This window comes from Pontibacter flavimaris (assembly GCF_001907195.1).
In the GTDB taxonomy this organism is placed as follows: Bacteria; Bacteroidota; Bacteroidia; order Cytophagales; family Hymenobacteraceae; genus Pontibacter; species Pontibacter flavimaris.
This window is the reverse complement of sequence record NZ_LVWA01000003.1, coordinates 213,588-235,315: the sequence shown is the minus strand read 5'-3', so window position 1 is coordinate 235,315 and position 21,728 is coordinate 213,588. Positions and strand designations below refer to the sequence as shown.

18 protein-coding genes are annotated in these 21,728 nt (G+C 53.6%); 14 read left to right on the top strand and 4 right to left on the bottom strand.

The features are described from left to right. The first annotated feature begins 176 nt into the window (after positions 1-176). The 3 genes from A3841_RS03235 to A3841_RS03225 all read left to right on the top strand — a co-directional run bounded on the left by A3841_RS03235 (position 177) and on the right by A3841_RS03225 (position 4,405). Entirely contained in the window at positions 177-2,018 is a 1,842-nt protein-coding gene (locus tag A3841_RS03235; RefSeq protein WP_083610182.1) for an LTA synthase family protein, read from the top strand. Positions 2,019-2,390: 372 nt separating this feature from the next. Beyond that, complete coding sequence (gene mtaB, locus A3841_RS03230; RefSeq protein ID WP_073850875.1) at positions 2,391-3,713, top strand: tRNA (N(6)-L-threonylcarbamoyladenosine(37)-C(2))-methylthiotransferase MtaB; 1,323 nt, start codon at positions 2,391-2,393, stop codon at positions 3,711-3,713. A 68-nt stretch (positions 3,714-3,781) separates the two neighbouring features. Continuing rightward, the gene (locus tag A3841_RS03225; protein ID WP_235861277.1) at positions 3,782-4,405 is read left to right on the top strand and encodes an OmpH family outer membrane protein; all 624 of its coding nucleotides are present in this window, start codon (positions 3,782-3,784) and stop codon (positions 4,403-4,405) included. Positions 4,406-4,541: 136 nt separating this feature from the next. Here the strand turns inward: A3841_RS03225 and A3841_RS03220 are convergent, their stop codons facing one another. Continuing rightward, the gene (locus tag A3841_RS03220) at positions 4,542-5,786 is read right to left on the bottom strand and encodes an ABC transporter permease (RefSeq protein WP_073850873.1); all 1,245 of its coding nucleotides are present in this window, start codon (positions 5,784-5,786) and stop codon (positions 4,542-4,544) included. A 133-nt stretch (positions 5,787-5,919) separates the two neighbouring features. On the opposite strand from A3841_RS03220, the gene A3841_RS03215 reads away from it, so the two are divergent. After that, on the top strand, positions 5,920-7,185 hold the full coding sequence (locus A3841_RS03215; RefSeq protein ID WP_073850872.1) for an asparagine synthetase B: 1,266 nt from the start codon (positions 5,920-5,922) through the stop codon (positions 7,183-7,185). A 73-nt stretch (positions 7,186-7,258) separates the two neighbouring features. Here the strand turns inward: A3841_RS03215 and miaE are convergent, their stop codons facing one another. From miaE to lpxK, 3 genes are all read right to left on the bottom strand, one after another. Continuing rightward, positions 7,259-7,867 (bottom strand): tRNA-(ms[2]io[6]A)-hydroxylase, encoded by a 609-nt coding sequence (gene miaE, locus A3841_RS03210; RefSeq protein WP_073850871.1) that lies wholly within the window; start codon positions 7,865-7,867, stop codon positions 7,259-7,261. A 207-nt stretch (positions 7,868-8,074) separates the two neighbouring features. After that, positions 8,075-10,054 carry a putative porin gene (locus tag A3841_RS03205; RefSeq protein WP_083610180.1) on the bottom strand — a complete coding sequence of 660 codons (1,980 nt, stop codon included), beginning with the start codon at positions 10,052-10,054 and terminating at the stop codon, positions 8,075-8,077. A 45-nt stretch (positions 10,055-10,099) separates the two neighbouring features. Beyond that, positions 10,100-11,146 carry a tetraacyldisaccharide 4'-kinase gene (lpxK, locus tag A3841_RS03200; protein ID WP_073850869.1) on the bottom strand — a complete coding sequence of 349 codons (1,047 nt, stop codon included), beginning with the start codon at positions 11,144-11,146 and terminating at the stop codon, positions 10,100-10,102. A 72-nt stretch (positions 11,147-11,218) separates the two neighbouring features. Between lpxK and A3841_RS03195 the strand changes: the two genes are divergently transcribed. From A3841_RS03195 to groES, 10 genes are all read left to right on the top strand, one after another. Beyond that, complete coding sequence (locus A3841_RS03195) at positions 11,219-12,319, top strand: Nif3-like dinuclear metal center hexameric protein (protein ID WP_073850868.1); 1,101 nt, start codon at positions 11,219-11,221, stop codon at positions 12,317-12,319. Between the two features lie 3 nt (positions 12,320-12,322). Beyond that, entirely contained in the window at positions 12,323-13,054 is a 732-nt protein-coding gene (locus tag A3841_RS03190; RefSeq protein WP_073850867.1) for a zinc ribbon domain-containing protein, read from the top strand. A 72-nt stretch (positions 13,055-13,126) separates the two neighbouring features. Further along, a complete protein-coding gene (locus tag A3841_RS03185) occupies positions 13,127-14,566 on the top strand; it encodes a tetratricopeptide repeat protein (RefSeq protein WP_235861276.1) in 1,440 nt (479 codons plus the stop codon). A 7-nt stretch (positions 14,567-14,573) separates the two neighbouring features. Continuing rightward, positions 14,574-15,863 (top strand): anthranilate synthase component I family protein, encoded by a 1,290-nt coding sequence (locus tag A3841_RS03180; RefSeq protein ID WP_235861274.1) that lies wholly within the window; start codon positions 14,574-14,576, stop codon positions 15,861-15,863. Positions 15,864-16,066: 203 nt separating this feature from the next. Further along, positions 16,067-17,497 carry a tRNA (N6-isopentenyl adenosine(37)-C2)-methylthiotransferase MiaB gene (gene miaB, locus A3841_RS03175; RefSeq protein WP_073850865.1) on the top strand — a complete coding sequence of 477 codons (1,431 nt, stop codon included), beginning with the start codon at positions 16,067-16,069 and terminating at the stop codon, positions 17,495-17,497. Between the two features lie 101 nt (positions 17,498-17,598). Next, the gene (locus tag A3841_RS03170; protein WP_073850864.1) at positions 17,599-18,876 is read left to right on the top strand and encodes a sigma-54 interaction domain-containing protein; all 1,278 of its coding nucleotides are present in this window, start codon (positions 17,599-17,601) and stop codon (positions 18,874-18,876) included. After that, the gene (lptE, locus tag A3841_RS03165; RefSeq protein ID WP_073850863.1) at positions 18,860-19,387 is read left to right on the top strand and encodes an LPS assembly lipoprotein LptE; all 528 of its coding nucleotides are present in this window, start codon (positions 18,860-18,862) and stop codon (positions 19,385-19,387) included. The genes A3841_RS03170 and lptE overlap by 17 nt, the downstream gene beginning before the upstream one ends. Before the next feature lie 27 nt (positions 19,388-19,414). Continuing rightward, positions 19,415-20,773, top strand: a complete 1,359-nt coding sequence (locus tag A3841_RS03160) for a hypothetical protein (RefSeq protein WP_073850862.1) — start codon at positions 19,415-19,417, stop codon at positions 20,771-20,773. A gap of 1 nt (position 20,774) precedes the next feature. Next, the gene (secG, locus tag A3841_RS03155; RefSeq protein ID WP_073850861.1) at positions 20,775-21,155 is read left to right on the top strand and encodes a preprotein translocase subunit SecG; all 381 of its coding nucleotides are present in this window, start codon (positions 20,775-20,777) and stop codon (positions 21,153-21,155) included. 264 nt (positions 21,156-21,419) lie between these two features. Then, positions 21,420-21,710 carry a co-chaperone GroES gene (groES, locus tag A3841_RS03150; RefSeq protein WP_139307869.1) on the top strand — a complete coding sequence of 97 codons (291 nt, stop codon included), beginning with the start codon at positions 21,420-21,422 and terminating at the stop codon, positions 21,708-21,710. The last annotated feature ends 18 nt before the right edge of the window (positions 21,711-21,728 follow it).

Genomic DNA, 21,728 nt, shown 5'->3' with positions numbered 1-21,728 from the left:
TCTGAAAATAAACTCTTAATTTAATGGATACCCCCTTCGTAGCAAAGGCAGTTTTAGGTTTATGTCATACTTTACCAACATTACCCCTGAAAACAAGACCCTCCTGTTATAGCCCTAGAACTATCGCCTGAAATATTCTGTTATGGTAGGGCTGACTTATACTTTATATTTGCGCTGTGAAAAACCGCATCTTCTTCCAGCCCTTATACTTCTTGTTCTGGATGCTATACTTCATCGTAGCCAGGGCCATTTTTCTTTTTTATCACCTCGACCGCAGCGCTGAGCTCACCTCCTCCGAAGTATTTTATACTTTTCTGTATGGCCTCCGGCTCGATGCCTCCTTTGCGGCTTACCTCAGTATACTGCCGTTCCTGCTGTTGCTGCTGGCCAGCCTGTGGCAGCGGCTGCAGGTGGCTAAAATCATCCGCTACTATACGTTTATACTTTTGGCGCTGCTCTCCACGCTGCTCACCGTGGATCTGGAACTCTACAGCCATTGGGGCTTCCGGCTGGACGCCTCTCCCCTGCAGTACCTGAACTCGCCGGCCGAAATGGCTGCCTCTGCCGCTACGGCGCCCCTGTTCATCCTTTTCCTGGTAACCCTTTCAATCTCCGTGGCCTTTATTTTTGTGTACAGACGTTTTTTTGATCTGACAAAGTATAAATTGGCGCCGAACAGGTGGTTGCTGGCTGGTGCGTCGCTTGTTTTCGCTGCCCTGCTGGTGCTGCCGTTGCGGGGCGGTTGGCAGCAGATCCCCATCAACCAGAGCGTGGTATACTTCTCGGACAAGCCCTTTGCCAACCACGCCGGCCTGAACATGCCCTGGAACCTGATGCACGCCCTGCTCAAGTATGAGGAGTCGACCAGCAACCCCTACAAGTATATGCCGGAAGAGGAGGCGCAGGCGCTGGTGCGGGAATTGTATGCGGCCGTTGCCACAGACTCAGCCGAGCAGCTACTGCGCGTGCAGCAACCCAACGTGCTGTTTATCATTCTGGAGAGTTATACGGCCAAGTTCGTGGGAAGCCTGGGCGGCGAGAAGGGCGTAACACCCAACCTGGACAAGCTGGCTGCCGAAGGTATAAACTTCACCAACATCTACGCCTCCGGCGACCGCAGCGAGAAAGGCATGGTGGCCTTGCTGAGCGGCTACCCTGTGCAAACCACCACCTCTATTATAAAGTACCCGAAGAAAACGGAGAAGCTGCCGCAGCTAAGCCAGGTGTTCGAGGCGCAGGGGTACAGCACCAGCTATTACTATGGCGGTGAACTCGAGTTCGCCAACATCAAGTCATACCTGCGCAACGGCGGCTACGACAGGCTGATAGACAAGTATGATTTCGACCCCAGCACCTATAACTCCAAGTGGGGCGCTCACGACCACGTGCTGTTTGCGCGCGTGCAGCAGGACCTGAAAGAGGAAAAGCAGCCGTTTTTCAGCACGGTTTATACTTTGAGCAGCCACGAGCCCTTCGAGATCCCGATACCGGCCAAATTCCCGGGAACCGATGAGGAGGCGCAGTTCCGTAATAGCGTGTATTACACCGACTGGGCTTTAGGCAAGTTTATAGAGGAAGCAAAGCAGCAGGATTGGTGGCAGCATACCTTGGTAGTGCTCGCCGCCGACCATGGCCACCGCCTGCCCGGCAACGACCCGAACCATGCCCCCGGCAAGTTCAGGATTCCGTTTATACTTACAGGCGGCGCCTTGGCAAAAGGAGGAATTACCGTGGACGGCATCGGCAGCCAGTCCGACATTGCCGCCACCCTGCTGGCGCAACTACAACTGCCGCACCAGGATTTTCAGTGGAGCCGTAACCTGCTGGCACCAACCTCCTCCCCTTTCGCGTTTTACATCTTTAACGACGGCTTCGGCTACGTCACCCCGGCGGGTGTTCTTGCCTTCGATAACACGGCGAAGCAGCCAATTATCAGGGAGGAAGGCGTCACGGAAGAGCAGCTGAAGTATGGCCAGGCCTATATGCAGGCATCTTTTGAGGATTTTGTGGGGAAGTAGTTTTGGATTTGGAGATTCGAAGAAGTGTAGATTTGAAAATATGCGTTGTACCTGGATGTTTGATGCGCGTATGCGGTAATCTATTGCCAGATGCAAAGTATAAAGTATGGATCAGGGGATAAAAGGATGGCGTTATACTTTGGAGACCATTAAAAGTATACAGTATAAGTATAACGTATAACCTCAGGAATCCCGAGCACTAACCTCATGAAAGAGCAGAAGGAGTTGCTTCTCAAAAGACCTAAGCCATACGTTAACTGACCATTACACCCCTGTCGTAACACAGTAAAGAATTACCACAGCTTCAAAATTCCAAATCTCCACCTCACCCCATCTCCAAATTAATAATTTTTGTACCTTTGCCCCCTGATTATGAAGAAGAAAGTCGCTTTTTATACTTTAGGATGTAAGCTTAACTACTCCGAAACCAGCACCATCGGGCGTATTTTCCAGGAGCGGGGTTTTGAGAAGGTGGAGTTTACCGATAAACCGGACATCTACGTTATCAATACCTGCTCAGTAACCGATAACGCCGACAAGAAATGCCGCAAGATCGTGAAAGAGGCCCTCAAGCACTCGCCGGACGCGTTCATTACCATTCTGGGTTGCTATGCCCAGCTCAAGCCGAAAGAAATCTCCGAGATTCCGGGGGTGGATGCCGTGCTCGGCGCCGCCGAGAAATTCCAGCTGATGGACATCCTGGAGACGTTCGAAAAGAAAGACAAGCCGCAGATCTTCGCCAGCCCTATCTCGGAGGCCAATACCTTCCATAATTCCTACTCTTTCGGCGACCGCACACGCACTTTCCTGAAGGTTCAGGACGGTTGCGACTACTCCTGCTCCTTCTGCACCATTCCGCTGGCGCGTGGCAACAGCCGCTCCGACAGCATCGAAAACGTGGTGAAATCGGCACAGGAAATAGCTGCATCCGGGGTAAAGGAAATTGTGCTGACAGGCGTGAACACCGGCGACTTTGGCTTGCAGGACGGGGAGCGCGTGGAAACCTTTTTTGACCTGGTGCAGGAACTGGACAAGGTGGCGGGTATCGACCGTTTCCGTATCTCCTCCATCGAGCCTAACCTGCTCAAAGACGACATCATCGCGTTTGTGGCTGATAGCAAACGCTTCATGCCGCACTTCCACATTCCGCTGCAGTCGGGCTCCAACAAGATCCTGAAACTCATGCGCCGCCGCTACCTGCGCGAGCTCTACGCCGACCGCGTGGCCAAGATCAAGTCGCTGATGCCGCACTGCTGCATTGGGGTAGATGTGATCGTGGGCTTCCCGGGCGAGACGGAGGAAGACTTCAAAGAGACGTATAACTTCCTTAACGGACTGGACGTGAGCTACCTGCACGTGTTCCCGTACTCGGAGCGCGAGAACACACTGGCCCCGGATATGGAGGGCAAGGTAAGTATAAAGGACCGCAACCGCCGCGCCGACATGCTGCGCATCCTTTCGGAGAAGAAGAAGCGTCATTTCTACGAGCAGAACATCGGCAGCGAGTTTACGGTGCTGTTTGAGGACGACGTGAAGGACGGCAAAATGGAAGGCTGGACGGAAAACTACGTGCGCGTGGTGGCCAAGTATGATCCGGTGCTGATTAACGAGACAAAACATGTGCGCCTGACCCATATAGATGTGCAGGGACTCATGGAAGCAGAGGAAACTTTCCAGGAGGTGCTCCGGCATTAGGTTTTTGCCTGAGAAATGGTTTATATTTAAGCTGCGAAATCTTCCAACTAAACAAATTAAGATAAAGCGTGAAAGTTTTAAAAATGACCTTAGGGTTGGCTGCCGCTTCCGCCATGATGGTGGCCTGCAACCAGAAACCCACCAATGGCACCACCGCCGCTTCTGCCGACACAGAGACAACCGTTGCAACTCCGGATATCGTGTACGTGAACTCCGATTCCCTGCTGGCCAACTACGAATACTTTAAGGATGTGCGCACCCGCCTGCAGTCCAAAGCCGAGCAGAAAGAGAAAGACCTGCGCACCCAGGCTGAGTCATTTCAGAAGGAAGTGCAGCGCTTCCAGCAGAACGCCGGCGGCATGACGCAGCAGCAGGCACAGGCCACTGAGCAGCGCCTGATGCAAAAGCAGCAACAACTGCAGGCCCTGCAGCAGAGCTCCGGTAACGAGCTGATGACCGAGGAATCGGAGGAAATGAAGAAGATCTACGACCGCGTGGAGGAATACCTGAAGCAGCTGAGCAACGAAGAAGGCTACAAAATGGTGCTGACCTACCAGCGTGGCAACAGCGCCATCCTCTACGGCGACTCTACCCTGGACATCACCACCAGCGTGGTATCAGCCCTGAACAAGAACTACGAGTCTGAGAAAGCCGAGGCTGACAAGAAAAAGACTGAAGAGAAGAAGAAGTAAGCTTCTGATACGTATAAACGAAAGAGCCTGTAGCTTCATTGCTACAGGCTCTTTCGTTTATACGTGAAGTCCCCTCAAGAAGAGCGTGTTTATACTTCTGTACCTCAACTACATCATTGTGATGTGGCTGGAAAGCCTACTCATACCTTAACGACTCGATCGGATCCAGCTTGGACGCCTTATAGGCCGGGTAGTAGCCGGAAATGACGCCAACCAGCACGCAGATCGTCAGGCCGACAAACACCCATAACCACGGCACAAAGAACCCACTCCCTTCGGCAATGAGCGAGGCAATGCCATTGCCCATCAGGATTCCCAGAAGAATACCTGCCAGGCCACCCAGCAAGCAGATCACGATGGCCTCGATCAGGAATTGCTGGCGGATCTGGAAAGAAGTTGCCCCCATCGCCTTACGCACCCCGATCTCCCGGGTACGCTCGTTCACCGACACCATCATGATGTTCATCAGGCCGACGGAAGCGCCCAGCAAGGTGATAAAGCCTATCACGCCGCCGCCAATCTTCAGGTAGCCCGATATCTCATCCAGGCTCTGCACCAGGGAGTCCGAACGGCGGATCTCAAAGGAGTCCTCCTGCCCGAGCCCGTCCTGGCGAATGTTACGCATGGTGCCCGTGGCCTCCCCCATCACATAGTTCAGTTCATCTGCCCGGAAAATGGCTGTTTTTATATCGTAGTTCAGCTGCGCGTTGCCGGTGCGGGGAATCTGGCGGCCGGTTTCCAGGGGTATGAGGATGCGCCTGTCGCTGCCGCCGCCCATGCTGCTGCCCGCTTTCTCCATCTGGCCCACGATCTTGAACCTGCGGCCCAGGAAGGAGATGTATTCGCCGATGGCGTCTTTGTTCTTGAAGAGCGTTGTGGCCAGTTCGCTGCCGATGATGGCCACATTGGTGCCCTGCTCCTGCTCAAACGTGGAGAAATCGCGCCCCTTTGCCAGGTTCAGGTTGTTGTTGAGCATGTAGTTCTCATCCGCCCCCACCACGCTGATGTTGGGGTTGGTTTTCTCCGTCTCGCTCTTCACCACCGTGGCACCCGATACAAAGGCAGAAAGGCTGACGCGGGCCTCGTCTCGCATGTGGCTTTTATATTGCATGGCCTGCTCATAGCTAATGTTGGGGTATACTTTCTCCACGCGGCCTCCCTGGCTCCCGCGGTTGTTCATCCCTTTCCTGCGGATATCGAAGGAGTTGGCGCCCAGGTTAGAGAAAGTCTGCGTGAGGGAGTGCTTCATGCCATCCACCGCCGTAAGGATGCCTACCAGCGACATGATACCGATAGAGATGATCAGGCCCGTGAGCACGGTGCGGAGCAGGTTGCTTTGAATGGACCGGAGGCCCTCTAAAATATTTTCGACTAGGTTCATCGGCTGAAAAGACGCGCGCTTTTGGTATCTTTTACGTTTAGTATAAAAATGGCCACGCTGCTTCTAAGATAGTGGCATTTTCTGAAAAAAGAACCACTTTTATACAGTTGATTACTTTTTAAAGACAAACCAGATGTTTTTCCGCACCACCGCACTCATACTTTGTTTCCTGGCGTTTTTCGTTCCGGCCCTGGCCAGCACCATCCTGGTGCCGATGGACGAGGCGCAGAAAGACCATTTGAAGTCGTATGGCATCGCTTATTGGGTGCTGGGCCAGAACGTGCCCGTGGACTGGCTGTTGAATTACCGCGGCGGAAGCTTCGCCTTTAACCACATGCCGCAACTGGAGAACGAGCTGATCGTGCGTGGCGTGAGCTACACGGTGATCTCAGACGCACAGTACAACGGCATCCTGACGGAGATCGGCGCCCCGGAGGCGAACATGGACATCATGAAGCTGGAGAAGGTGCCCAAAGTGGCGGTATACTCCCCAAAATCCAAAATGCCCTGGGATGATGCCGTGACGCTGGTACTGACCTACGCGGAAATACCCTATGACGTGATCTACGACAAGGAGATTGTGCAGGAGCAGCTGCCAAAGTATGACTGGCTCCACCTGCACCACGAGGACTTTACCGGCCAGTATGGCAAGTTCTACGCCAGCTACCGCCACTACCCCTGGTATCAGGAGCAGCAGCGCGAGTCAGAAGAATCGGCCAAGGAGCTGGGCTTTGCGAAGGTGTCGCAGCTGAAGATGGCGGTGGTCAACAAGATCAAGGACTTCACGGCGGGCGGCGGCTTCCTGTTTGCCATGTGCTCCGCCACCGACACCTACGACATTGCCCTGGCCGCTGAAGACGTGGACATTGTGGAGGCTATGTTCGATGGGGATGCCACCGACCCGAATGCGCAGAGCAAGCTGGACTACAGCAAAACCTTCGCGTTCCAGGATTTCAGGATATCGCGCAACCCGCTGGAGTATGAGTACTCCGACATCGACATGCAGCCGCAGGAGCGCCCGGTAAGCGAGGCGAACGACTATTTCCAGCTATTTACCTTCTCCGCCAAGTGGGATCCCATTCCTACCATGCTCACTCAGAACCACGTGAAGACCATCAAGGGTTTTATGGGCCAGACCACCGCGTTTCGCAAAAGCCTGGTGAAGCCGGAGGTGGTGGTGATGGGCGAGAACAAGGAACTGGGCGAGATACGCTACATGCACGGCACCTATGCGCGCGGCACCTGGACCTTCTACGGCGGCCACGACCCGGAAGACTACCAGCACCTGGTGGGCGAAGACCCCACTGACTTAGCTCTATTCCCAAATTCCCCCGGCTACCGCCTCATCCTCAACAACATCCTCTTCCCGGCAGCCAAAAAGAAGAAGCAGAAAACGTGATGGTTAGTTAAGAGTTGAGAATTATGAGTTAAAAGTGACCTGATAACTCATAACTCTTAACTTTAAACTATACTTAGTGCATCCTGTCAGGGCGTGGCTCCAGGTTGCGGATGATGTTGGCTTCGATGGCGAGGAGCTCCTTCAGGCGGGCGTCCACCTCCTCGGCGGGCATGTACTCCTTGGCCAGCTTCACGAAGCTGACGTAGTGCCCGGCCTCTGATACCATCAGCTCGTAGTAGAACTTCTGCAGCTCCTCGTCCTGAATGTTCTTCCAAAGCAGTTTAAAGCGCTCGCAGCTGCGCGCCTCGATCAGGGCATTTACCAGCAGGTGGTCCATGAGTTGGCGCTCGCGCTTGTTTCCCTTCCGGATGTGCTTGGTCAGCTCCACCACATACTCATCCGGGCGGTTGCGGCCCAGTCCGAAGCCGCGTTTCTTCAGCTGCTCCAGCACGCGCTCAAAATGGCTCCACTCCTCAGCCACTAATTCCGTCATCTCTTCCACCAGTCGTTCTTTGTCCGGATACTTAACGATGAGCGAAATGCCGGAAGTGGCGGCTTTTTGCTCGCAATAGGCATGGTCCACCAGGATCTCCTCAATGTTCTTCTCGGCAATGTTCACCCAGCGCGGGTCGGTGGGCAGCTCCAGGCGAAGTATGGTTTTGGTAGGTTGAGTGGCAGACATAGGTGTTTAATTTTGAATGAGTGAATGAGTGGATGTGCTAACGTGCGGAAAAAAGGTGTTTCTCCACCTGCGCCGGCACCGCGATACGCTGCACCTTGCCGCAAGTATAAGTCCTCCTCAGGCAGGAAGTATAGGCTCACCTCCAGATATCTAATTTCCGCAGCCATACCGAACAATCAGCAACTAGCAATTAACAATCAGCAATTATCAATCGAAAAACCTCCAGGTGAGGCCGAACACAAAGCTGCGGCGCATGCCCGGGTAGAGAGGCGTCTGGAAGTAATAGGGATCTGACAAGCCCTGGTTGATATGGCTCATTTTCAGGAACACATTCACCGTTTTGATATCGGCGTTCAGGAAAACCTCGGCTACCGGGTAGCCCTGCACCGTATAAGCATCCTGGACAAAGAACTGCTGCGTTACCGGCATGTAGCCATAGCCATAGTAGGCAGACGCATACGTGCCCTGCACCCCAACCTGCAGGAACAAGGCATTGCGGAACAGCGGCCCCTGCAAGTATACCTTCGACTCCACCAGCCAATCCGGAATGCGTATGTAGTTGGCCTCATCGGTGTTGTGGTAGGCGACATAATTATCGAAGTGCAGCGGGCCAAAGTTTATCTTATGCGCTACACTGACACCCCAGAAGTCCTGGTCGCCGGTGGCCTGTGCCGGCAAAGCTTCTTCGTTAAAATATACCCAGCGTTCTACTTTCGTGAAATGCCCATCCAGCTTTATGTGCTGCCGCTTGCCTATTTTCTGATGCAAACCAGCCCCGATACGATTAATCACGATATTGTCACGGTCATGCAGCCAGGTATAATGATTACTCAGCATGAAGCGCTGCACCAGGGACTGCGAAAACGACATGCGCTCCAGCGAGCCATAGGCCCCTCCTATCCTGGCCATACCTTTAATGCGGTAATCACCGGCTAGTTGGTACTCCGCCACACCTGTCAACTCGGCCAGTTCCTTGTAAAACAGCCTGATGTCGCCGCCAATGAATACCTGGTCGTTATTACCGCTAGAACTAACCGTCTTAAAAACGTTTCCTGCTGCCAGCAGCGAGTCAGGAATTTGGGAGGCAGTATCAATCGAATCGATGGCGCTGTAGGTGATACCTGTGTTTCGGAGCTTTATATACGCCTTGTAAGACGAGAGCTTGTTGTTACCCGTCAGGCCAAAGGTATTTTCGAGCTCTTTATACTGCGTGGCATCGCTCGTGCGGCCCGTGCTGTACCTGAATGTGGGGTACAGATAGGTAGTTCCTTTAAAGGTGGAATCCGGTTTTTCTCCCCTAATGGGATTAGGTTGTTTATCCCCAATTAAAGTGGCAGGGATAGCGTCATCCACGAATTCATTGCGCTGGCGGTAGTAGTCCAGGGTATGGTATACTTTCAGGTTTTCCTTGGCCAGGCGGTAGATCTGCGTCAGGTGCAGGTTGTTGCGCGACTCCTCATTGGAGGCCTGTGTCAGGTACACCGGCGCCTCCTCGAAGCGCTCAAACTCGATGGCGCTGGTACTGGTGGTATCGATCCCGCCCGTTTCGATCTGCTCCACCTTCATAAAATTATAGTTGAAGAACAGGTCATACTTTTCGTTTTCGGAGCGGTAGTGCGTAAAAGCCTTTATCGCCTGGTTATCCAGTATGCCTTTGGAGCGGCCCTGCGAGCCCGGCCCTATCTGCTGGTCAGCGGAAAGGATCTGGTAGGCGAGGCCGAAGTTCCAATGGGGGTTGATGTTACGGGTATGCAGCACTTCGAACACCTGCTCGCCGTTGCCGCCTTGTACATACTTCAGGTGCGTGTAGGGAGAGCGCGTGTCGTAGTAGTTTATCTTGTGCGGATCGTAGGCGTAGCGGTCGAAGATGTTTTTACCCAGGCGCACGCCGATCTTGTCGGGCGCGCGAAAAAGCATAGGCGTCGAGGCTGTGCCAATGTTACCCAGGTGCTGGTAAAAAGCCGTGTCGTTATACCAGTAGCGCTCGTTGTGCAGGTTGTCCAGCGTGGTGTCAATGGGCACCGCCGTATAGCGCCCCTCCAGCACGTCCTGCTCGTAAAGCTTTAGAACCGTCTTGGGGCCGTAAATCGCTTTGGTCGTGTCATCTATGATCTGGGCAAAGGCATCCGTGTCTACCAGCAGCAGGCTCAGCACTAAAAGTATAAAGGCGGATAGTTTTCTTTTCACGCTTCAAAAATAGTGAATTATTAACGGAATTACGCAGTCTCAGGTCTATAGCCGGCTTTGCACGTGCTGCAGCACCAATTGGTCGAATTTCTCCCCTTCTGCTATAAACTGTACTTCAATCGGCACAAAAAAGATAGGCAATGCCAGCGTGAGCGGCAGCAGTCCGGCATCGGTCAGTTTAACGGCGTCTTTGCGGGTGGTCAGGACAGTGGCGCCCGCATAACCTGGTTGCTGCAGCAGTTCCTTCAGTTCCTTCAGGTTATCAGAAGTATAAAGGTGATGATCCGGATACGATAAATGCCGCAGCAAGGTATAGCCCTGGCTGCTGAGGTAGTTTTTCAGCGGCTCCGCATTGGCAATGCCCGTCAGCAGGACTGCGTTTTTGGTCGGTGCCGCTGCTTTCCCGATTGATACGGGATCTGCGTAGGCAAAAGTAGAGAAAAAGACAGGCGTGCCGGGAGAAGTATAGCGCTGCACCTGCCCCACCATCTGCTCCCGTTCCTTTGTACTTATACTTTGCAGACATTTACTCACGATCACGGCATCAGCCCGCTTTGCCCCACTTCTCGGCTCCCGGAGCCTTCCGGCCGGTAGCACGTAGTCTTTGTAAAACGGGCGGTTATAGTCGGTGATCAGCAGGTTGAGCGATGGCTGCACCGGGCGGTGCTGCATGGCGTCGTCCAGTACCACCACCTCCAGCTCCGGCACCAGCTGTTGCAGCTGCTCCAAGCCCTTCACCCGATCCTCGCACACAGCCACATTAACGTCTTTAAAATCAGCATGATATTGAAACGGTTCGTCCCCAAGTATGGCCGCGGTGGAAGAAGCATCAGCAAGTATAAATCCCTTACTTTGGCGCTTGTAACCGCGGCTGAGGGTGGCTACCTTGTAGGACTGCAGCAGGCGCATCAGGTACTCCACGTGGGGCGTTTTCCCCGTTCCCCCAACTGTCAGATTGCCCACGGCGATAACGGGCAGGTCAAATTGCCGCGAGGGGAGCAGCCCCTTGTCGTAACCCAGGTTGCGCAGCCGCATAATGCCCCCGTAAAGCTGCGAGAATGGCCAGAGCGGTATGTGCAGATAGTTGTGCATGGTTTTGTAACGCGTGCAAATTACGTTAATTTTAACGTGCCTTCGCAAACGACAGAACGAAAGAGAGAAACTATGGCAAAAATACACGAAGTAACCAGCCTGCTGGAGCAACTGGCCCCGCTCCGCTACCAGGAAAGCTATGATAACGCCGGCCTGCAAACCGGCGACGCCAACGCGGAAGTCACTGGCGTGCTGGTAACGCTCGACTGCACCGAGGCAGTTTTGGAAGAGGCCATTGCCAAAGGATGCAACTTAGTAGTAGCCCATCACCCGGTGATCTTTAAAGGGCTCAAGCAGCTGACCGGACGCAGCTACGTGGAGCGTACCATCATCAAAGCCATCCAAAACAACATTGCCATCTACGCAAGCCATACCAACCTGGATAACGTGCTGCATGGCGTGAACACCAAAATCGCCAATAAGTTAGGACTGCAGCAGCAGCGCATCCTGGTCAATAAGCCTTCCACCTTGATGCAGTTGGTAACCTTTGTACCGGTGGAGCACACGGAGAAGGTGCTGGCGGCGCTGCACCAGGCCGGGGCTGGCAACATCGGCGCCTACAGCGGCTGCAGCTTCAGTGTGACCGGTACTGGCCGCTTCACCCCTTCCGAGCAGGCGGCCCCCACCATTGGCAGTGCCAACCAACCGGAGCAGGTGCAGGAAAACCGCCTGGAGTTGCTGTTCCCGGCGGTGTTGCAGGGTAAGATCATGGCAGCACTGCAACAGGCGCATCCATATGAGGAGGTGGCCCATTACCTCTACAACCTCGAGAACCAGAACCAGGAAGTAGGCATTGGCATGATAGGCGAACTGGAGCAGGAACTGGCGGAAGAGCAGTTTCTAACATATTTAAAAGAGAAAATGAGCCTGCAGGGCTTGCGTTATACTTCCATCGGGAGTAAAAAAGTGAAGCGTGTGGCGGTTTGCGGCGGTGCGGGCAGCTTCTTGATCAAGGACGCGCTGCGACAGGGAGCTGACGCCCTGTTAACAGGCGATGTGAAGTACCACGAGTTCTTTGACGCCGAGGGCCGCCTGATGATCGCCGATATAGGCCATTACGAAAGCGAGGTATACACAAAGGAGATATTTTATGACGCTATTTCAAAAACTTTTCCTAATTTTGCAGTCTTAATATCGGAAGTAAACACTAACCCCGTCAGATACACTTTTTAATACATGGAAAGTACTGTAGCCAGCAAACTGGAAGCACTGTCAAAGCTTCAAAGCATCGATTCACAGCTTGATGAAATTAAAAGAGTTAGAGGAGACCTGCCTGAGGAAGTTCAGGATCTGGAAGATGAGATTGAGGGCTATGAGGTAAGGGTTCGTAAGTTTGATGATGAAGTGGCCGGCCTGAACGACTCGATCGCGCAGCGCAAGCAAGCCATCAAAGACTCCGAAAACCTGATCCGCAAGTATGAGGAGCAGCAGCAGAACGTTCGCAACAACCGCGAGTACGACGCCATCACCAAAGAAGTTGAACTGCAGAAACTGGAGATCCAGATCTCTGAGAAAAAAATAAAAGAGGCTCATTTCCAGATCGAGCAGAAGATCTCTGAAATTGAGGACACTAAGCACCGCCTCGAGGAGCGCCGCAAGGACCTGGAGAACAAGCAGAAGGAGTTAGAGCAGATCGTGGCCGAAAGCCAGGAAGAAGAGAAAAAACTGGAGGATGATCGCCAGTCTGCCGCTTCCGGTGTGGAAGATCGCCTGCTGAGCGCCTACAACCGGATCCGCAAGAACGTGCGCAACGGCCTTGCCGTGGTTTCCGTGAAGCGTGATGCCTGCGGTGGTTGCTTTAACACGGTTCCGCCACAGCGCCAGGCTGACATTGCGGCACAGAAGAAGATCATCGTTTGCGAGCACTGCGGCCGTATTCTGGCAGGTGTGGAGCTTCGTGTGTTCTAAGTTGTATCAATCTTGAGCGTATTTCGCTTGCATACAAAACGAAAGAGGATGGCTAAACCCCATCCTCTTTTTTTGTTGCTGCTATGCTGGCTGCTGAGCCATACTTTGGTGGCCGCTCCTGGCTTTTCCCCGCAACAAAAGGCTGTTTACGGGGAACTGCTGAAACTGAAAGTGAACCATGGCCGCACGCTGCTCCCTCATCTGCCCCAAAACAATGCCGGCACCCTGCTGCTCGCCAACTATGCCGACTTCCTGGAGCTATGCGTGCAACAGGACGCGGGCAAGTATGAACAGCTGTTAGCCGCGCAGGAAGAACGGCTGGAGAAGCTAACGGAGTTGCCGCAGCAGGAAGTATGGACGCGCTACGCCCAGGCAGAAGTCAGGCTTCAGGCAGCTATGTCTAAGCTCTTATTTGGCAACCGCTTATCCGCCGCCTGGGACTTCCGGAAGGCCTACCTGCAGTACACCGAAAACGCGGATAAGTATCCCGACTTCCTCCCGAATAAAAAGAATTTGGGGGTGCTACAGGTGCTGGTAGGATCGGTGCCGGACAAGTATAAATGGTTCCTGAACATCATCGGTCTGAAAGGAAGTATACCCCAGGGCATGGCCAACCTACAGCAGTCCACGGACAGGAAGAACCCCTTCTACCAGGAGGCGCGGCTGCTGCACGCCGTTATACTGCACCTGACGGAGCCCGGTAAGGAGAAACAGGCGCTGGGCCAGGTAAAGGCTTTGGCCCGAAGCCAGCAGGACAACCTGCTGTTCCAGTTTGTGGCCATGCACCTGCTCAAGAAAACGCAGGCCAGCGACGAGGCGCTGCAAGTATACCTCCGTCGTCCGCAAGGCAAATCATACCTGTCATTCCCGTACCTGCACCACATGGCCGCTGATCTATACTTGTTCCGGGCGGATTACCCCAGTTCTATACAGGAGAACCGGCAGTTCCTGAGGCTGCACCGGGGGCAGCATTACCTTAAATCGGCCAACTACAAACTATACCTCGCATACGCGCTGAGCAATCATAAATCCCAGGCACAATGGCACTTCCAGCAGATTGCGCAGGTAGGGGTTGAAGAAAGCGAGGAAGACCGTTACGCCGCCAGCTTTGCCCAAGAACAGGAGCCGCTGGTGAAACCGCTGATGCAGGCGCGGCTGCACTCCGACGGCGGCTACTACCAGGAGGCGCTGCAGGAACTGCAGCAGCTACAGGTAAGTGCTGCGACGCCCCAAGCCGTGCAGGCAGAGTACTATTACCGCAAGGCCCGTATCTACCACGGCACCGATTCGCTGCAGCAGGCGCTGCCGCTTTACCAAAAGGCCATCCGCCTGAGCGAGGGCACCGATCTATACTTTGCCCCCAGCGCCTCCCTGCAGGCCGGATATATTTACCAGGAGCTGCAGCAGCCCGCGAAGGCCAGGTCATACTTCAAACAGGCGCTCAGCTACAAGCACCACGCGTATAAAAACAGTATCGACGCCAAGGCCAAACTGGCGCTGTCGGCCATGTAAGTTTACCATGTTCAGAAAAGAGATACCGCTACAAGACTTGCCGCAAAGTATGGCGGAGTTCAGGCTGAAGGCCTTGGCCTGGGCCGACAGCCATCCGCTGGCGGCCTACTATACATCCAACGACATCCCTTACCCGCATAACGGTTTTGAGCACATGCTGGCCGTTTCGGGTGGCGAGGTGCTGCAGTTGCAGGAAGAAAATGCTTATGAGAGCCTGCACCTTCAACTGCAGCAGCACCCGCTGCTCTGCGGCTACCTGGGCTACGACCTCAAGAACCAGACCGAGCGCCTGAGCAGCCAAAACCACGACAACCTGGGCTTCCCACTGTTGACATTTTTTGAGCCGGAAGTATGCTTGTACTTTAACTTCGCAAGTATAAGTATGTATACTTCAGCTGATAACGCCGATACTATACTTGCATCCATACTTGCTATGCCCACTCCTGCCCCAGCTTCTCCGCAAGGTATAAAACTGCAGCAGCGGGTATCTAAGGAAAAACACATCCGGCAGGTGGAGCAAGTGCAGCAGCACATCCTGGAGGGCAATGTGTATGAGTTGAATTATTGCATGGAGTTTTACGCCGAGCAGGTGAAGCTGCAGCCACTGCCCCTGTACCTGGCCCTGAATGAGGCTTCTCCTACTCCCTTTTCCGGCTACCTGAAACTGCACGACAAGTACCTGCTTTGCGCCTCACCGGAGCGTTTCCTGAAAAAGGAAGGCCAAAAACTCATCTCACAGCCGATAAAAGGCACCATCCGCCGGGGACTTACACCGGAGGAGGACCTATTGCTGCTGCAGCAGCTGCGGCACGATGAAAAGGAGCTGGCCGAAAATATGATGATCGTGGACCTGGTGCGTAACGACCTGAGCCGCTCCTGCGCCACCGGAACCGTGCACGTGGAAGAAATGTTCGGGATTTACGGCTTCCGGCAGGTGTCGCAGATGATCTCGACGGTGGTGGGAGAACTGAGGCCGGATAAAGACCTGGTGGACGCGCTGATCGGCGCTTTTCCGATGGGAAGTATGACAGGCGCCCCCAAGATCAGCGCCATGCATTTGATTGAGGAGCTGGAAGACACCCGGCGTGGGCTCTACTCCGGCGCCTTCGGCTACATCAAACCTAACGGCGACGGCGATTTTAACGTCGTGATCCGGAGCATACAGTATAATGCCGGCAACGGCTACCTCAGTTTTATGGTGGGCAGCGCCATCACCTACGATTCAGATCCCAACCAAGAGTATGCCGAGTGCCTGCTGAAGGCACAGGCGATGCTGCAGGTGCTTTCTAATGAATAATCAGCAATGAATAATGTCTTGGGTGGGATTGTTAATAATATAACGGGCAGGCCTATTCAGAAAACTAAAAACAGGATTCTACTTCAAAATCAACTTATTATTCATTATTCACTCTTCATTATTAATTACTAAACACTTCTCTCTGCCATTCTGTCACGCTTTTGAGAACATTATAGTATATTTGCAGCTGTAATTGAGTAACCATGGATCCAATAATAGACTTAGATTTTATAGATAACCGCACGCCGGAGCAAGCCGCTGCCTGCGATACACAGGTAACGAAAGAAACCAACACCGGCAAAACACGGAAGCTGTACATCGAGAGCTACGGCTGCGCGATGAACTTCTCGGACAGTGAGATCGTGTCGTCGATCATGTTTGAGCAGGGATTTGACACCACGGCAGACATTGCGCAGGCTGACCTTGTTTTCCTCAACACCTGCTCCATCCGGGAGAAGGCCGAGCAGACGGTGCGCAACCGCCTGGGCCAGATCAATTACTATAAAAAGAAGAAGCCGGAGATGATGATCGGCATCCTTGGCTGTATGGCTGAGCGCCTGAAAAAATCCTTGCTGGAGGAAGAGAAGATTGTGGACATGGTGGTAGGCCCGGACGCCTACCGCGACCTGCCCAACCTGATCAACGAGGTGGACGGAGGCCAGAAAGCCGTGAACGTGCTGCTATCGCGCGAGGAGACCTATGCCGACATCAACCCGATCCGCCTGAACAGCAACGGCGTGAGTGCCTTTATCTCCATCATGCGCGGATGCGACAACATGTGCTCGTTCTGCGTGGTGCCGTTTACGCGCGGCCGTGAGCGCAGCCGCGATGCCCATTCCATTGTGCGTGAGGCGGAGGCACTGGTAGCGCAGGGCTATAAGGAAGTGACGCTGCTGGGCCAGAACGTGGACTCCTACAAATGGGAGTCAGCCGACGGCACAGAGAAAGTGAATTTCGCGCAGCTGCTGGAAATGGTGGCTTTGCTATCTCCTGATCTGCGCGTGCGCTTCTCCACCTCCCACCCTAAGGATATTACCGACGAGGTGCTGCATACCATGAAGAAGTATGACAACATCTGTAAATACATCCACCTGCCGGCGCAAAGCGGCAACTCCCGCGTGTTGGAACTTATGAACCGCACCTACGACCGGGCCTGGTACATCAACCGCGTGGATGCCATCCGAAGTATACTTGGAGAGGACTGCGGCATTTCTTCGGATATGATCGCCGGATTCTGCACCGAAACTGAGGAAGAGCACCAGGACACGCTTTCGCTGATGGACTACGTGCAATACGATTACTCCTACATGTTTTTTTACTCGGAGCGCCCGGGCACACTGGCCGCCCGAAAACTGGAAGACGATATTCCGCTGGAGGTGAAGAAAAGACGTCTGGCAGAGATCATCGAGAAGCAGCGTGAAACCTCGCTGGCGCGCAACAAGCGCGACGTGGGCAAGGTGCATAAGGTGCTGGTAGAGGGCCCGTCCAAGAAATCAGACGAGCAGCTGAGCGGCCGTAACGACCAGAACAAGGTGGTGATCTTCGACAGGAAGCATTACAGGAAAGGCGACTACGTGAACGTGCTGGTGCATGACTGCTCAGTAGGCACACTTTTCGGGGAGGCGGTGGATTAGATTTGGAGTTTTGGTGATGTGAGGATGTGAGAAATGCAGGTCACATCTTCACATCACCTCATCTTCAAATTTCCAAATCTTCTTATCTTCAAATTTAAATAATGCGCACGATCGATATACAAAGTATAAAACAGCGCTTCGGCATCATTGGTAACTCGCCCTTGCTGAACTATGCCATCCAGGTGGCGGCGCAGGTGGCCCCCACCGAGATGACCGTGCTGATTACCGGGGAGAGCGGCAGCGGAAAGGAGTCTTTTTCCAAGATCATCCACCAGCTCAGTCCGCGCAAGCACGGCCAGTTTATCGCCATCAACTGCGGCGCCATCCCGGAGGGCACGATCGATTCAGAATTATTTGGTCATGAGAAAGGCTCTTTTACAGGCGCTCAGGAAGCCCGCAAGGGATACTTTGAGGTAACGGACGGCGGCACGATCTTCCTGGATGAGATTGGTGAGATGCCCCTGGGAACGCAGGCCCGCCTGTTGCGCGTGCTGGAGAATGGTGAGTTTATCAAGGTAGGCTCCTCTAAAGTACAGAAAACCGATGTGCGTGTGGTGGCGGCCACGAACGTGAACCTGCTAAAGGCCGTGGAGAAGGGAATCTTCCGGGAGGACTTGTATTACCGCCTCAACACCGTGCCGATCTCTGTCCCGGCCCTGCGCGACCGCGGCGACGACATTCACCTGCTGTTTCGAAAATTTGCCGCCGATTTCTCGGAGAAGTATAAAGTGCAGGCCATCTACCTGACGCCCGATGCGGTAAAAGAACTGCTGGCTTACCGCTGGCCGGGTAACATCCGCCAGCTAAAAAATATCGTGGAGCAGATCTCCGTGCTGGAATACGACCGCGAGATTGGCGCCGAGAAGCTGCGCCACTACCTGCCCCGCGAAACTAGCACCTCGCTGCCGGCCGTGCTGGCCCGTGAAAATGCATCAGAGGGACCTATTTCGGAGCGTGACCTGTTGTACAAGGTACTGTTCGATATGCGCCGTGATATGTCGGAGTTGAAGAAACTGGTGTTTAACATGCTGGCGCATCAACCCAAGGACGAGGATTTGCTGCGCGAGCACAGCCAACTGTTCGAGAACATGGAGAAGCCACAGTACAACGGGCGATCCTATAAGCAGGAGCCTGTACAGGCGGAGCCTTATTACCTGCCCATCAAACAGAGCCAGCCGCAGGAGTATGAGGATGATAAAGTAGAGGACATCCCGCACGAAACCGAGGAAGAAAGTTTATCTTTAGAGGATAAAGAGCGGGAAATGATCCTGAAGGCGCTGAAGAAGCACAACAACAAGCGCAAGTATGCCGCCCAGGACCTGGGCATCTCGGAGCGCACCCTGTACCGCAAACTAAAGCAGTATGACATTGAAGACTAAAACCCGTTTGCTCAGCCATCTGCTGCTTTTGCTGCTGTTTGTAAGCGGCGGCTGCGGCATTTACTCTTTTACCGGCACCAACCTGTCGCCGGACATCCGGACCATCTCCATCCAGAACATCGAAAACAGCACCGGCGAGGGCCCTTCTAACCTGACGCAGGTGGTAACCGACAACCTGAAGGACTACTACCGCCGCAACACCAACCTGGCCATTGTGCAGGGCGAGGGCGACTTGCAAATAGCCGGTCAGATCGTTAGCTTTACCTACTCGCCGGCGGCCATTCAGCGCGAGGGGCAGCAGGACATCGCCTCCCTTAACCGACTGACGCTGGGCCTGCAGATTCGCTTTGCCAACGTGAAGCAGCCGGAGAAGGACTTCGAAAGGACATTCACCATTTCGCAGGATTTTCCGCAGAACGTGGATGTGACCCAGCTCTCAACCGCGCAGATCGAGCAGATGTCGGAGCAACTGGTGGTGGATGTGTTCAACAAAACCGTGGCAGACTGGTAATGCCGTTATTAACAGAAACAGGTCCACATGAATAAATCGGCTTTTCTACAACTCATTCAGCAAGCAGCCACCATTTCCGACCAGCAAACCGAAGAGCTGGAGAAGGTGGCGGCCACTTTTCCGTATTGCCAGACAGCACACCTGTTGTTAGCCAAATCAGCCTACGACAAAGGCAGCATGCTCTCAACCCAGCGCCTGCGCCGTGCCTCAGCCTACGCGACCAACCGCCAGCTGCTCAAGCGCATCATTTATACTTCGCCGGTAGCCGAGCCGGTGTTCGACGAAGCGTCTGTTGAAGAAAAAAATGCGACGGCACAGCCCATCGCTCCTGCCCCACTTACAGCATCACCCGAGGTAGAGCAAGATAAGACACCTGTTTTAGAGGAATTTATCGCTGAAGAAGATACTGGCCCTGTAGCAAGTATAGCCACGGCGGATGATCAAATAGAAACAGCTGAGGCAGTATCGGCAGAGCAAAATATAGCTGAGGAGCAGCAAAGTATACCTCCAGCAGATGTAGAAGAAACTACTCTTGACGAAGGAGCTGCTGAGAGGACAGTTTCCGACCTACCGGCCGGCAATATGCTGGAGCAGCCGATGGAGAAACTGAACTCTGAACTGGCCCTGCTCCTGACGATCAAAAGCCTCAGTCCCTCCTTTACCGACCTGCTGGCCCAGAAACCGGACGTTGATCCCCAGGCACCAGAAGCCCCCACTCCCCCTCTGGCCCTACCCGCCAAGCAGGAGCCGGAAGTATACCAGCCTGAGGAAGACCTTGCCAGTATTATAGCGGCAGAGGCGGCCGCAGCGGCCCACCTATACTATAGCACCGAGGAGGCAGAGGAAGCGGCTGCTCATACTTCCATAGAAGAGGCGACTGCCCCTGAGGAGACGGAGGTGAAGTATGCCTTTGATGCAATAGAGGACATGTACCGGCAGGATGTGTTGGGCTACTGGATGGCCTCGAGCCGTATGGGCGAGGCGCTGCAACTGAAAGAGGAGAATGAGCTGACGCGGCCTAAGCCTGCCGGCTTCCATCCGGAGCTGATCCTGGAGTACAGCAAAACCCATGACCTGGTACAGCAGGAAGACACGGCCGGACCTGCGCTGCATGGGCAGCAGGACATTATCGACCAGTTCCTGAAGATTAACCCGCGGCTTAAGACGCTGAACAACATCAGGCTTAAACCGGAGCCGCAGGAGGACCTGTCCCTCAAAAGTTCTAAAATAAAGCGCGGGATGGCCTCCGAGAGCCTGGCAAACATCTTCCTGCAGCAAGGCAAAGTGAAAAAAGCCATTAAAATATATGAGCAACTCATTTTGAAAAGTCCGGAAAAAAAGAGTTACTTTGCCGAACAGATTGAAAAATTACAAAACTTAAGCTAACATGTATATCGCCCTTATTAGTATCATTATCTTTATCTGCGTGCTGCTCGTATTGGTTGTACTTGCTCAGAATCCGAAGGGAGGCGGCCTATCCAGCCAGTTTGGCGGTAGCACCAGCCAGCTAATGGGCGTGAAGCGCACCGGCGACCTGCTCGAGAAACTAACCTGGGGATTTGCCATTGCGCTGGTGGTGCTTACTTTGGGTACGCACATGCTTAGCAGCACAGGTGAAGGCACCGTGCGCAGCGTGAACGAGGAGCGTGCGCGTCAGTCACAGATGCCAGCAGCCCCTGCCGGAGCGCTTCCAGGCGCTGACACGACTGCCGCTATCCCTGGCGCAGGCGAAATACCAACAATGGTAGATACTGCAACGCAAGAATAACAGACAACTCTCCCCCTGTGGGTTAAGCCGGTCCTGCTAAAGGCCGGCTTTTTTATTTTGCGCCTGCCAGCCAAAGTATGACAGATTTACAAAAAAGTTCCGGATGGTGGCAGGAAATGATCAACCTGGCAGACGTTCCAGCGTTAAAATCTGAAAAATTGGCTTAAAATGGCACCTTCTGCTTATTGGCATAGGAAATGATAAAGCTCAGGTGTTATTGTAGAATCTTAAACAATAAACATAACTTATAAATAATCAAGAACTATGTCAATCAACATCAAACCATTAGCAGACAGAGTGATTGTGGCTCCGGCTGCAGCAGAAGAAAAGACCAAATCTGGTATCATTATCCCTGACACTGCTAAAGAGAAACCTCAACGTGGTGAGGTGGTAGCCGTTGGTGAAGGCAAAGTATCGGAGCAAGGTGCCCTGATGAAGCCACAGGTAAGCGTAGGCGACACTGTGTTGTATGGCAAGTATGCCGGTACCGAGATCTCCGTGGATGGTAACGATTACCTGATCATGCGTGAGTCAGACATCCTGGCAGTTCTTTAATCTTATTTTATCCAATCA